Here is a 14,045-nt window from a genome sequence, read left to right as displayed (position 1 = left end):
ACATCTAGAAGGAATACGAGGAGGGATTAATAATGAAGAAGATGGTTTCCGTAGTAATGACTGCAATACTTTTTGCAATACCAGTCACCCCTGCTTTTGCTCTAACGAATAATGATACTGTAAAAGAAAAGGCACAGGAGCTGGCTGCGAAGATTGTGTCCGATTATGGTGCAAGTGGATTACAGTATGCAATTATGGATCATGGATCCATTGTTTTATCGGATAGCGCTGGTGTCTACGATAAAGCGACCAAGAGTCCGATAACCAAAGAGACGATGTTTGGAATAGGCTCAGTAAGTAAAACGTATGTGTCTGCTGCAACGATGATGCTAGCTGATTTTAATCAAATTGATATTGATCAACCACTAACCACGTACATTAAGGACTTTAAAATGGCAGATGAACGATATAAAGAGATTACGCCACGCATGTTGATGAATCATTCTTCAGGAATTTACGGTAGTCACTATGGGAATAGTTTTTTGTTTGATGATAATGATACGAAAAATCATGATGAATTATTGGTCAAATTACAATCAGATAACTTAAAGTCAAACCCCGGCGAATTTTCGGTATATTGTAATGATGGTTTTCAACTGCTTGAAATCTTGGTTGAAAGAGTGAGCGGTTTAAGTTACAGCGAATTTCTTGAAACCCATATTAGCAAGCCTCTTCAATTAACCTCTACCCAAACACCACGTGATTCGTTTGATAGAGACAGACTCACAAAAACTTATTTTCCCGGGATCGATCAAGCTTTACCCACCGAGAATGCCAATCTCATTGGGACAGGAGGCATCTACTCCACGGCCGAAGAAGTAAGTAAGTTTGCTGAAGTATTAATCGGGAATCGAACGGATATTTTATCTGAGAAGTCAGCAATGGCTATGCAAAGTCATGAGTATAGAAAGGGTGTGTGGGTTTCTGAAGAGACAAACACCATTAATTATGGCCTGGGTTGGGATGCCGTCCGTTTAGCACCATTTAGTGATTACGGAATAACCGCATTATTCAAAGGTGGAGATACGTATATGTATCATGCTGCTTTGACTACCCTACCCGAACATGACATTTCTATAGCTGTACTTTCATCGGGAGGTAGTGGTATTTACAATAGTATATTTGCATCTAATATTTTATTAGAATATATAAGCGCCAAAGGCATCATTAAAGAAATCCTACCTAAAAAAACATTTGAACCTCCATTGAAAGTGGAAATGCCATCCGATTTGCTTGCTTACTCTGGATTATACGGTACCGTAGGTAAAACGGTAAATCTGGAGATAAAGAACGGAGAGATTGATTTACCCGATCTAGGATTTGGATCGATACCGCCTCAAAAATATGTATATACGGGCAATGGACAATTTAAAAACAACGATGGGAATGCAACCATAAGCTTTGACCACCAGAAGAATGGAACAACCTATTTAAAACTTAACGCTTATACGGATACTCCAGGATTAGGTCAAACAGTTGCGGTAACCTACGAATATCAAAAATTAGATTCCAATCCTCTAAGTCAGTCAACTAAAACGATATGGGAACATAGAAATGAAAAAAACTACTACTCTTTGGATGAAAAGATAACTTCAATGTTGTATTTGAGCAAATCGCTTTTGGCAAAAAATATATCCGTTGATATCAACCATGGATACGCATCCGGCACTAAAATTGTTGACGAGAATAAAGCAGTAAATGTAATTGAGATTCCTACTTTGAACGGAAGAGATGCTTTCGATTTGAATTTCTATAATGAGAACCATAAAGAGTATTTAAAGATCGACGGACAATCCTATATAAGTGAAGATGCTATTCAACCCATTTATGAAGGGAACGACTCGTTTTGCATCATACCATCGGGTGGTCAGGCTGTATGGTATAAAATTGATGATCAATCAGCCAATCGAGTCATGAACGTTGAAACTCCAGTGAGTGGAGGGTTTGCCGTTTATGACGCAGATGGAATCGTTGTGAACTTTTCAAAGGCAACGAGCACTCATTCGGTAGTTCTACCTGAAGGTGGGATGATCGTTTTTGGTGGTAATGAGGGCAATATATTTAAAATTAATTTGATGAATAAATAGACGACTCAACTTTGTAAAACAACAATTAGGAAGATGATTACAAACTTACAATATTAATTGAGAAGAGGAATGCCTTATGAAAATACGTAGTCAAATTACATTTGCAAGTCTGGCCCTTTTAATAACTGGAAGTTCCCTGCTATACACATCGCCAAGCTCAATTGTAAAAGCAGAACCCACTCAAAATGTATCTAGTTCGTTACAAACAACCACTCAACGAGATCATAATTCCGTCAAGCAAGCAATGCGGGATACATTGCTACTTGGATTCCCAGGGATACTTGCTAAAACTTCTGAGGGTGGAAAAACGTGGGGTTATGCCGCTGGGGTAGCGAATCTGAGCACCAAGAAACCAATGGAAACAGATTTTCGATTTCGCATTGGCAGCGTGACGAAGACGTTCACCGCAACGGTTGTACTTCAATTAGCTGGAGAGAACCGCTTGAATCTAGATGACTCCATCGAAAAATGGTTGCCTGGTTTCATTCAAGGAAACGGATATAATGGTAAACAAATTACCATCCGGCAGATATTGAACCATACAAGTGGTATCGCTGAATACTCAAGATTCAAAGGCGCAGATTTTATGGATACGAAAAAATCGTATACGGCTGAAGAAATAGTGAAGATGGGGATTTCTCTGCCCCCAGACTTTGTCCCAGGAAAGGGATGGTCTTATTCAAACACAGGATACGTATTACTGGGTATTCTTATTGAAAAAGTAACCGGAAACAGCTACGCGGAAGAGATTGAGAATCGGATTATTGAACCGCTTGAATTATCGGATACATTCCTACCTGGCAATTCAAGCGTTATTCCAGGCACCAAGCATGCTCGGGGATATTCCCAACCAGACGAAGCAAGTGAGATAAAAGACGTTACTTATTATAATCCAAGTGCAGGTAGCTCGGCTGGAGATATGATTTCTACTGCTGATAACTTAAATAAATTCTTCTCTTCCTTGCTTGGTGGCAAATTACTCAAGAAACAGCAACTAAAACAAATGCTTACTACAGTTCATACAGGAAGAGCAGGAATCGATGGATATGGTCTTGGAATCTTTGAAACTAAGCTTCCAAACGGTGTCTCGATATGGGGACACACAGGTGGCATTCTAGGGTTTTCTACGATTGCTGGAGGTACACTTGGAGGCAATCATACGTTGGTCGTCAGTTTGAACAGTTTGGGTAGAGATAACAGTCCTAATCCGTTTAAAAGTATTTTACTTGCTGAATTTAGCAAGTAGGAAAAAATGGAAAATGAAAAATACGGATAAATCAGGAAATCTGCGCAATACAAGGGGTTGGTCCCTTATTTGAAGATTATGATAATTTATTAACAGCTATATCAGTAATCAAAGGAGAGTTAAATTATGGATAAAATTATGAATGATTATCTAATGAAAATTGACAATCATTTGAAATCGATGACCGATTCCGAGCGTATTGACATTTTAAAAGAAATCAAAAGTGTAATACTTGAATTGCAAAATAATGGTGTATCTACTGAGCAAATCATCGAACGGTTAGGAAACCCAAAAGAATTAGCGAAAGTATACTTAGGTAAAGCCATTTCAATGAACAGTAAATTTAGTTGGCGTAAATTTGGTGCAATATTTGCTCTTTGTAACAGTTTTGTAGGTGTCAGTGGTATCTTACTCTTGCCGTTCATCAGTACTCTTTCCATTGCTTTAATGATTGGTGGAGTTATTACGCCGATAGGCGGAATTCTTAAATTTGTCGGACAACATATGGGATTTGATATTGGGGGAATAACAATCGAAATGGGAGCATTTACACCAAGCCCAATGTATTCCTTGCCAATTTCTATTGTGATTGGAGTGTTAATGTTTTGGTTTGGGAAAGTCTTATGGAAGCTTACTATTAAATATATTCAGGCAATTAGTCAGAAAAAGAAATTAATATAATGAACCGGGCGCGACGGTCATTCATAGACCAACCGTACCCCGATTTCTGGCTGGCCTATTTTTTTGTAGGCATATATCGTCAATCGCAATCGAAACAATCGAAAGGCACACCGTAGCCATCGGAGTTAGCTGCAGAGGTCTGACCTTTTTTTGCTTGACCTTAGGCTAGGTGATGAACTATTCGGAAGACTGTGCGGGGAAATAATTCATCATATTACACTGAGAGGGTACTTCCAGCCTATACTAATTTCATTGACGGAGGATTTTCTAATGCGTAAAAAAAGAGTTTCAAAAGTGCTTGCTGTAACGCTAAGCACGTCTCTAGCTGTGACTTACTTAATTGCTTTGGTCGGAGGGTATAGTGTCAGTGCGGAACAGCTCCCTCTTAAGGGACAAACAATCACAGCGATTCAGACTGCAGCTGTTCCTGCTGCTCCAAGCGGTCCGGTTGACCCCAAAGAAGTGGAGGCCTTCGCGGACAATTACTTTGGGAAAAGCCTGAAGAAGTTCAATGTTCCGGGTGCCATGTTCGTCGTCGTTCAGGACGGACAAGTGGTTTTATCCAAAGGATACGGGTATGCAAACAAAGAAAGCAAAACCCCAGTAGATTCCAATACCGTTTTTCGCATCGGTTCCATTTCTAAGACGCTTACAGCTGCGGCTGTGCTGCAGCTTGCAGACAAAGGGAAGATCAAACTGGATCAGGACATCCAATCATATCTCGGAGGTATCACAATACCAAATTCGACAGGTAAACAGCTAACTTTGGAAAATATGCTGACCCACATGACTGGGTTCGATTTCCCATATGAAAAAGACGATGACGCCTCGCCCGATCTTCTCAATCAAGAGAATTCTCTTCGAGATTTCTTAATGGATCGAATGCCAACCATCGTCCGGACGCCGGGGGAAGCCTACCAGTATGACGATTATGCTTTTGCTTTGGCGGGATATGCCGTGGAACAAGTTACTGGGCTCCCTTTTCATGAATACATGGATAAAAACATCTTTCAACCACTCGGCATGAATTCTTCCCATGATCTTGTAACCCCAGAGCTTAAAGCCCGAATGGCTGCAGCTTACGATCCGGAAGGCACGCCATATCCGGAGTATGGCCTTTATCCTACGGACATGCCTCAGGGCGGAATGTTGTCCACCGGAAGCGATATGGCTAAATTCATGATCATGCTTCTACAAAAAGGAAAGGCCGGAGATCGGCAAATGTTAAGTGAACAAAGTGTTCAACGAATGAGCAAGTTTTCCGTTTTCGCTCATCCGGCCATACCTATAACAAGCTATGGATTTGAAAGCATTTTTAATGAACTGTCGAATGGTCAGTATGTCGTCAGCAAAGGTGGGAACATCCCCGGACATGCCTCTTTTACATGGCTACTGCCTGAGCGCAAAACGGGGATGTTCGTCATTTATAATAATGATTCCGAATTGCGCTCGGATTTGTATGCTGCTTTTATGGACCATTATTATCCGAAGAGCACTGAGATGCCTGAATCGGTATCACCTCTTACAGAACAGCAAGCCGCGCGTTATATCGGATTATACAAAGACCTGCATACCCCGTCATTTGTGACTAGAATTACGTACAATAACGGACAACTTGTAGCGGAAGACAGATACAAATTGGGGAATGGCAAGACTACTTTGAAAAAGATAGATCCCTTGTTGTTTATGGATGACCACGGGAAGAAAATAGCATTTCTTGAACAAAAGGATGGAGGTATTGCTTATATGTATAGACCCTCCAAGTCCCCGATAGCCTATTCGCCCAAAATACAGGAAAAAGCGTTGTTTTCCGATGTCTCGAAAGAAAGCCCCTACCAACCGTCTATAGAAAAGCTCCATTCGCTTGATATCATTAATGGAAGAGATGGGCGCAGCTTTGACCCGAAGGCGTCCGTGACCCGTGCGGAATTCATCACAATGCTGCTGCATGCTTTCGGCTATCCGCCCTCCAAATCGAAATCCGGTTATACGGATATCGAATACCATTTTGCCTTCAAAGAGATACAGGCAGCGGTCGAGCAGCATTGGTTGGAGGAGGAGACCGGAGACCGATTTGAACCGGATCGCACGATAACTCGGGAAGAAATGGCCGTCATCTTAACGCGCATTCCTCTTCCATGGCCGCTTGGCGATGAGGTCCGATTGGCAGGTAAAACCGATGATTCGGCTATCAAGGCCGTAAGCAAGCTTGTTGCTGCCGGAGTTACGGATCCGGTCACAATAATCAATTCTGACGGTTCAGTCGATTTCCACTCCAAAGAACCTTTGCTTCGCCAAGAAGCCTCCTATTTCATTGACAAGATTCTATTTGTTCCTTAATCGCTTATCGGCCGTTACAGCCGCATTCGCGCCGTTACGGAATCTCCAACCATGACTAACTTGTTGTTTCTTTCCAGTTTTATTTTTCACTACCTTAGCGCTTAGCACATTCTATTCGTGAGGGATGGGACACTATTGTTCAATAAAATATCGACAGGCTATAATCTATGGTTTCCGTATTTTATTATTTGGTCGATCTAAACCTTTACTTTCCCTTTCCTTAAATAGCAACAATTTTTTTTAGAAAAAGCTTAAAAATGAATGTAAATATGGGGCAATAGAAGGGGATTGAAAGAATCTGCCTACGCTATTGCCCCTTTACAATGATTAGGATATAATCACCTCATTACGAAACACATTCATTTTCTCCGCTGTCTTATGTTCAGCTGGAGAAGGAGCTGTTGTCTTAATTGACAACTTATAGAATATGCCTTGAGGTTGAAAAAGTGTGGCCATTTTTTGGTTATGCCTTTTTTTCATTTCAAGGCTTTTTTTATGTCCAAAAACATGAAAAGGGGGAGATAAAGATGGACTATATGAAGAAATACTGGCCTATAGAGCTGGAATGCATAAGAAAAGGCGTAAATCATCTTGATGATTACGTCACTATGATTTGTCCACATTAATCAAGTGCTCGCTTACTCGAAACAGTATCGGGAGCAGATAACAATCACTCAATTTGAACCAGTTCAAGATATTAAGAACAGGGGAGTGTTGTGATCGCAATAGACAGGCAACTACGGCGGATCAAACTGCAAATAGAATATGACTATGATTGGATTAAGATCGATGATGTGGTTAAGGTAACTACATAAAAAACGCCCCGGAAACTTTCCCCGGGGCATAACTACTATTCCTCGAATAACTCATCCATTAAACTATCGATTTCCTCTTTTTGGGAAACCGTAGCCTCAATATCGAATTTAGTTTAGAGTATGAATTTGAATTGTTTTTTGACAGAAAAAAGCGAGAGAAGACCCAATGCATTTAGCACGAGTCTGTCTCTCACATATAGGGGACTTTTAATAGTGTTGTGAAGTAGAGTTATCTTCCGCCTCTAGGCATCATGGAGTTATCCACAAATACATCTTTAACAGAATAGGTGTAGCAATGGCGAGGTACGGGTACACAGTGGTGACGTCTTACGATTTCAATTGGATGAATCACATTTACTACTTGTGGGTGGAAGTGATCTTGATAAACCACCTTAGGTGGGTCAGTAACCGTTTGGGCTGGGCATTTTGGACATTCAGACATTTCCTTCAGCTCCTTTTGTGTGTGGACTTACCGTATTATACGCACAGAACAAAAGCCTGCTTGGTTGTTTGTCTATTGTATTTAAAAATGGGTATTTGCTTAACGCTTGTAAATTTCACGCATAACATGGCGAAGTTCCGGGATAATTAACCGTTCCATAGCCAGTTTTACGGCTCCAGTAGAGCCAGGCATAGAAAAGATAGCGGTCTTTCCCATGGTGCCTGCAATGGCTCGACTAAGAATAGCTGCCGAACCGATGTCCTCTGTGAAGCTTAGCATCCGAAAAATTTCACCGAAGCCAGGTAATGTTTTATCTAGCAAAGAGGCAACAGCTTCATACGTCGTATCCCGTGGAGAAATCCCTGTTCCACCTGTCAGGAGTACAGCTTCTATTCCAGCGTGGTCAACACATTTATACAATAGCTCACGAATATCCTGATAATTATCTTTCGTAATGGTGCTGCCTATCACTTCATACCCGGCTTCTTCGAGCATAGATTTAATCAAAGCTCCTCCGGTATCTGTTTCAATAGTTCTGGTGTCCGAGACAGTAATGATATAGCAGGAAACGGTTTGAGGCGCTTCTTTCCGATGTTCTTCAACAGATGACAAATGGCTCAACTCCTAGATTAGAGATGTTATCATGATAGGGTATGGCAGAAGTAAAGACAAGCTTACTTGTACTCACAAAATTCAGCAGGAATTTGGGGTGCCGCTTGCGTGCTTCGCGCGCATGTAGTACACTCGCTACACATAACTGTAATTTGCTGGGGAGCGATGAAACATGGAACAGGTCGTACCTGTGTATATATTGTCAGGATTTCTGGGGAGCGGCAAAACAACACTGCTACAGCGCCTACTAGATCATTGGAAAAATCAGGGTTTACGTCCTGCAGTAGTGATGAATGAGCTGGGTGAAGTGAATTTAGATGGATTGCTAGTTGAGCAAACTGTCCCTATGGCAGAACTACTTGGTGGATGCATATGCTGTTCTATCCGAAGTGATCTTAGCACAGAACTCGCAACACTGATCAAGAAAGAGACTCCGGATGTCGTAGTGATCGAGGCAACAGGCGCTGCCAATCCGCTGGAAATTGTGGATGGCGTAACCGAGATTTCGTTGTATCAAAAAGTAGAACTGAAAAGCTTGATCACCGTCGTTGACGCCGCGCATCTTCTTGAACTGTATCGCGCACAGCAGGGGGCAACTTATCGTTTGATGCAGGAGCAGATTCGCTGCGCTTCTGTCTTGCTATTGAATAAAATTGACCGTGTAACCGCTGAAGAGGCGGAAGAGGTCAACGCTGTACTGCGGAAATGGAACGCTTATGCACCCATTCTGCCAACTGTGCGTTGTGAGGTGGAACCGGAGGAACTGCTGCGTGATGCAGGTGGAGTTCTTACGGATAAACAGCTGGAAGAGGTTGAGGACGCAAGCGAAAGCTTCATGCATGATGAAGATGAACACACTACTGGTGGCACACATACTAGCCACGATCATGTGATGGCGTACACACATTATTTTAAACGTTCAGTAAACAGTGAAGAATTCGAACAGTTCGTTAAGGAATTGCCGCGAGATGTTTATAGAGCTAAAGGTATTGTGACCTTTAATGACACCTCCAGCCGGTTTCTTTTCCAATATGCCTATCGTGAAGCTGATTTTATGAAAATCACACCACAAGGCGAAGTGCCTGACGTTGCCGTATTTATCGGCGAACATTTCTCATCAAATGAACTGCGCACTAGGTTACTGGAGATGGAGGGACGTACCTTCGTTCGTCCTAGTACAGTTAAGAGAAGTCTATAATCAGATCTCCTTGTCAGAAGTTGTAATGGTTCATTCCTAATCTTGTAGGTTAATAGTATCGCATACCCTATAAAAATACAGGAGGTTTAAGGCTATGACCCGAATTCAATATCAGGAGTGCATTGACGCTTGTTTAGAAAGTATGAATGCCTGTAATTATAGCTATGTCTCAAGCCTAAAAGAATATGATCTTGCTTCTCTGCGTGAAAGCATGCGGCTAGATCGTGAATGTGCGGATATTTGTTCATATGCCGTACAAGCGATGACTCGCCAAAGTCCGTTTGTAGCCGGAATTCTCCGTCTGTGTGCCGAAATTTGTGAAGCCTGTGCAGATGAAAGCAGCAAGCATATACATACACATTGTCAGGAATGTATTGATGCCTGCCGTAGATGTGCTGAGGCATGCCGTTTGATTAGCGATGCGGTTGAAGTATACGCGTAAGGTTGTATACCCAACCTAACTATATAATAAGCAAATGACCAGACCATTGCTGTGGATGTACAGCATGGTCTGTTTTTCTTTTTAGCACAAGGCTAGATTAAATTTCGTTTCTAGAAGAGGAAATATGTAGGGAACTGGAGAATTAACAGTAGATATGAAGCGAACATAAACTTCTCCGAATCACCTGGATGATATCAGTTTATTATAGCTCTGGCAGGCCGAACAGAAGTGGAGGGGAAAGATGAAGCATACACAAGTACCAGAGAGTGAACAATCCAAGGAGTTATTTGCGTATTTTGGACTAGCAGTTTATTATGGTCAAGCTCTAGAACAGCAGTTGACCAATTTGTTATTGCTCACCAAATTATCACAAGGGAAGACGCCCACTGAAGCAGATCTGACTGATTTGTATCAGCGAAAACTCAGCAATTCACTCGGTCAACTCATCAAAGAAATCCAGCATCACTTTCCTTTCTCAGAGCAAGAAACCGCTCAGCTAGAAGAAGTGTGGAAGCAGCGTAACCATATCGTTCATGATTATTTCAAGGAACGGATACAAGAAACGTTCACCCCCGCTGGAAGGGCGAAAATGATTGAGGAGTTAAAACGATTCAAAAATAAAGCAAGAAGGCTAGAGATCAAATTACAAGGCTATTGTACAGAAATGTTCACGAAACTGGGGTTAGAAGAGGAGACTTTACACTAATAACCCTTCTAATCCACACTCCTCAACAACCTCGGGTCTAAAATGAATCTTAGAAGCTCTAACGCAGCATGACAGTGCAGATAGAGCTTCGCCTAATGCCGGAAGCATCTCTGGCGTTAGGTGTTCACCCGGTTCCCACCACCAATTCATAATGTTCAATGTTTGGCTCTTCTTATCCATCACCGGTTCAAATCTCGCAATAAAACGATCATTATATAATAAAGGCAGTACATAATAACCATACTCCCGTTCCAAGGCTGGCTTATAGACTTCCCAGCGGTAATGAAATCCAAATAATTGTCGGATCAGCTCTCGATCCCATATCAAGTTATCGAGTGGAGCCAAGACAGCCGCAAACGAATAACTTGAATGACTTGAATGACTCTCAGCATCTTCAGACTCCTGCTGTATTATAGCTTCTAAAGTTAGAGCGTCCATGCTACGGATGTAGAGTGGAAGCTTAATACCCTCCACTAGAACTTCTCTGAGACTGTCTGCCATTAACAGTCTTTGAATCGCTTCAGTACGTTCCTTGCTCTTTAGATCAGAAATTCCAAGCCATCCGTCGCCAGATTTATTCCATAACAGTCCGATGCTACCTATTCTACGCAGCACATACCAATCATGAAATTGTTCATCAGTGGGGTTAGGGTCTTCAGTGTTTAAAAGATTATGAGGAAGCAGGCGTTCAGTGAAATCGTAATACCGACGGGTATGAACACGATGATGAACGACTACTTCCCCCCAAAAGTACATACTTTCCAAAGCGGCCCGGGTTAATCTGGCCGGTGCCCAAGCCCAATCCACCTTATCCTTACCATCTAGATCCAGAGAGGAGAGGGGGCCGCGCTTTAATAGCTCTCCACGAACCTGTTCTACTGTAGCCATTACTGGCTCATTGGCCCGATGGCGTGTGGCTGATGCCTCTCTTCTGCGTTTAAAATAAGGCCAGTCCTCTGTACAATAAATGGACATGTTCTTGTCCCAGCCATCTATTAGAAGTCGGTCTTGATACAGTAGCTCTTGGGCTTGCTCAGGTGTGAAACCGGGAACTCGTGCTTGGAGGACAAGCTCATGGTTATGGCCTGCGATGTTAAGTGGATCATATTGGATACAGCCTACGTGACGAACGTAATCATAAACACTAAGTTTACCGGCAGGAAGAGCGCCCCTAGTTAACTTTTGGTGAGCCAGGAGAAAAAGTCGAGCTTGCTTCTTAGTTATAGTGTATGTACGCATTAAAAGCCTCCTTCATCTATATGTATTATTTTTCATTTTACAGAACAAACGTTCTAATATCAAGTATAGAAAAACCCTGAATCACAGGATGTGACTCAGGGGATCGATTACATCTTCTCTAACGATGGTTGCAAGCTGCCTAACGAAGGTCGGGAGGGTGCACCATTGTTATTGTCTATGCTGTTAGAACCAGCACCTACTTGTAGCTGGTACATCCGGAAGTATCTACCGCCGAGTGCCATCAGCTCATCGTGGCTACCGCGCTCTACAATCTCACCATGATGCAGAACAAGAATCTGATCTGCACTGCGTATCGTGGAAAGACGGTGTGCGATGATGAATGTGGTGCGTCCTTTTTTGAGGACTTCTAATGCATCTTGAATGACGCTTTCTGTCTCCGTGTCGATATTGGAGGTAGCTTCATCAAGAATCAGAATAGCTGGGTCGAAGGAGAGCGCTCTGGCAAACGAAATCAATTGCCGCTGACCTGCAGAAAGGGTGCTCCCTTTTTCAATAACCGGTTCATCAAAACCTTGAGGAAGGTGGGCCAGCAATTTATCTGCTCCGACTTCCCGTAAAGCCCGTTCAACCCGTTCGCGTGAGATTCGTTCATCCCCCAGGCTGACATTGGAAGCAATAGTACCAGTGAAGAGGTAAGGGTCTTGAAGAACAATCCCCATGTGATTGCGTAGCCATTGCTTCGGAATATCTGTAACCTTCTGGCCATCAATCGTGATTTCACCTTTCTGTGGATCATAGAACCGGAATAATAAGTTGATGATCGAGCTTTTTCCGGAACCGGTGTGACCTACTAGAGCAACAGTTTCGCCTGGACGTGCTTCAAAGGAAATATCGCGAAGGACGAAGTCTTTTTTATAAGCAAAAGATACGTTCTTAAACTCCACTTTTCCTTTATAGCGCGGCATGGAACCATCGGTAACATTCTCCCCAGGCTCATCCATAAGAGTAAACACACGACCCGCAGACACCATAGAAGTATCGAGGTTTGCAAGCTGATTCACCATACCTGTAATCGGTTGGAACAAACGTCCAAGCACATCGACGAAGGCGTATAGAACACCTAAAGATACAAATGTAGAACCCGTAATACTGCCATGTCCGAAATACCAAAGCACCATCACAAAAGAGAGACTGCGTAGAGAGTTCACCAGGTTGTGGGAGGTGAAGGCATTCAGATTCAGCATTTTATTCTGATATTTCAAGTAGTCATCGTTCAGATGCTCAAATTCTTCACCAAGCTGCTTCTGACGGCGGAATATACGAACAATGGACATTCCTTGAATAGATTCATTAATGATAGCGTTGATCTCACTCAGACGTGAGCGGATGATCGTATTGTATTTTGTAGCGATTTTGCGGTAGAGCACGATCCAAAGAATAAGAATCGGGATGATGAACAAGCTGATCAGACCTAGCCGAACATCGAGCAAGAACAAGGCGATGTATACACCAGTAATATTAATAATACCAGTACTGAAATTAGAGAGAACAGCAATAAATAGATCCTTTATCGCCTCAGTATCATTAGTTACACGTGACACTACCTTACCTGCTGGCAAGTTGTCAAAAAAGTAAACCGGAAGTCGCTGGATATGCGCATACACATCTGTTCGTAGTTTTCGGATTACCTGATTCGCCGAAGATTGCAGCCAATAGGTTTTACCGAATTCGGCAAAGATCGAGATGACCAGGAAGATAGTGTACAAACCGACCAGCTGATAAATACCAGGGAGCTCAGGTTTGTAAAAATCAAACAGTTCATCCGCTGAAAGTTTAACCGCAGGATAGATGACTTCATCCTGGCCGCGCGTGATATGCATTTCACCATTACTGAACTTTCTCTCACCATCGGACTGTGTTACGGCTTCATTGATAAAGTAGAAACTTCGTCCCGATTGAAGAATGCGAATTTCTTGACCCTTAGCTTCCCCGGGTTCAAAACGGTCTCCGCGTTTGTAATAAGCGTTGTTATACTGAACTGCCTCATCAGGTGATGCAGTACTAAAATAAGGCTTTTCGATGGCCAACATATGATTGTCAATCATGCTTTTGGCAATAAATGGACCTGCCAGTTCAGCCGCTACCCCGATGGAGAGGAGTAGAAGGGCTGCGATAAAGGTTTTTTTTGCGGTCAATGCGTATTCAAGCAGGCGTTTGCCTGTACTCTTTGTCAACGGTGACACCTCCTAAAAGTTTTGCATAGTCATAGCTAGTAT

At 42.5% G+C, this 14,045-nt stretch carries 11 protein-coding genes; 7 read left to right on the top strand and 4 right to left on the bottom strand.

Annotated features, from left to right (window positions below; genetic code table 11):
* Window positions 1–32 precede the first annotated feature (32 nt).
* The 4 genes from MKX60_RS22575 (at window position 33) to MKX60_RS22560 (ending at window position 6,354) form a co-directional block, all read left to right on the top strand.
* Window positions 33–2,087, top strand: a complete 2,055-nt coding sequence (locus MKX60_RS22575; RefSeq protein ID WP_341061026.1) for a serine hydrolase domain-containing protein — start codon at window positions 33–35, stop codon at window positions 2,085–2,087.
* Between the two features lie 76 nt (window positions 2,088–2,163).
* Window positions 2,164–3,333, top strand: coding sequence for a serine hydrolase domain-containing protein (locus tag MKX60_RS22570; protein ID WP_341061025.1), 1,170 nt, complete (start codon window positions 2,164–2,166; stop codon window positions 3,331–3,333).
* 126 nt (window positions 3,334–3,459) lie between these two features.
* Window positions 3,460–4,014, top strand: coding sequence for a DUF1700 domain-containing protein (locus MKX60_RS22565; RefSeq protein WP_340970423.1), 555 nt, complete (start codon window positions 3,460–3,462; stop codon window positions 4,012–4,014).
* A gap of 270 nt (window positions 4,015–4,284) precedes the next feature.
* Window positions 4,285–6,354 carry a serine hydrolase gene (locus MKX60_RS22560; protein WP_341061024.1) on the top strand — a complete coding sequence of 690 codons (2,070 nt, stop codon included), beginning with the start codon at window positions 4,285–4,287 and terminating at the stop codon, window positions 6,352–6,354.
* A 1,044-nt stretch (window positions 6,355–7,398) separates the two neighbouring features.
* Here MKX60_RS22560 and MKX60_RS22555 read toward each other — a convergent pair.
* Both MKX60_RS22555 and MKX60_RS22550 read right to left on the bottom strand, forming a co-directional pair.
* Window positions 7,399–7,611, bottom strand: a complete 213-nt coding sequence (locus MKX60_RS22555) for a hypothetical protein (RefSeq protein ID WP_076283489.1) — start codon at window positions 7,609–7,611, stop codon at window positions 7,399–7,401.
* 99 nt (window positions 7,612–7,710) lie between these two features.
* Window positions 7,711–8,223 carry a MogA/MoaB family molybdenum cofactor biosynthesis protein gene (locus tag MKX60_RS22550; protein ID WP_081393012.1) on the bottom strand — a complete coding sequence of 171 codons (513 nt, stop codon included), beginning with the start codon at window positions 8,221–8,223 and terminating at the stop codon, window positions 7,711–7,713.
* Window positions 8,224–8,395: 172 nt separating this feature from the next.
* On the opposite strand from MKX60_RS22550, the gene MKX60_RS22545 reads away from it, so the two are divergent.
* The 3 genes from MKX60_RS22545 (at window position 8,396) to MKX60_RS22535 (ending at window position 10,569) form a co-directional block, all read left to right on the top strand.
* On the top strand, window positions 8,396–9,421 hold the full coding sequence (locus MKX60_RS22545; RefSeq protein ID WP_341061023.1) for a CobW family GTP-binding protein: 1,026 nt from the start codon (window positions 8,396–8,398) through the stop codon (window positions 9,419–9,421).
* 94 nt (window positions 9,422–9,515) lie between these two features.
* Complete coding sequence (locus tag MKX60_RS22540) at window positions 9,516–9,863, top strand: four-helix bundle copper-binding protein (RefSeq protein WP_042128424.1); 348 nt, start codon at window positions 9,516–9,518, stop codon at window positions 9,861–9,863.
* A 241-nt stretch (window positions 9,864–10,104) separates the two neighbouring features.
* Complete coding sequence (locus MKX60_RS22535) at window positions 10,105–10,569, top strand: hypothetical protein (RefSeq protein WP_042188942.1); 465 nt, start codon at window positions 10,105–10,107, stop codon at window positions 10,567–10,569.
* Here MKX60_RS22535 and MKX60_RS22530 read toward each other — a convergent pair.
* Together MKX60_RS22530 and MKX60_RS22525 are read right to left on the bottom strand one after the other, a co-directional pair.
* Window positions 10,561–11,808 (bottom strand): winged helix-turn-helix domain-containing protein, encoded by a 1,248-nt coding sequence (locus MKX60_RS22530; protein WP_341061021.1) that lies wholly within the window; start codon window positions 11,806–11,808, stop codon window positions 10,561–10,563. The two genes, MKX60_RS22535 and MKX60_RS22530, sit on opposite strands and share 9 nt — an antisense overlap.
* Window positions 11,809–11,915: 107 nt before the next feature.
* Window positions 11,916–14,003: an ABC transporter ATP-binding protein gene (locus tag MKX60_RS22525; RefSeq protein WP_341061020.1), complete on the bottom strand. Its 2,088-nt coding sequence runs from the start codon at window positions 14,001–14,003 to the stop codon at window positions 11,916–11,918.
* Window positions 14,004–14,045: the final 42 nt, after the last annotated feature.

This window comes from Paenibacillus sp. FSL R5-0914 (genome assembly GCF_038004525.1).
Lineage (GTDB): Bacteria > Bacillota > Bacilli > Paenibacillales > Paenibacillaceae > Paenibacillus_AQ.
The sequence above is the reverse complement of the archived record's forward strand: the minus strand, read 5'-3'. Positions and strand labels throughout refer to the sequence as shown.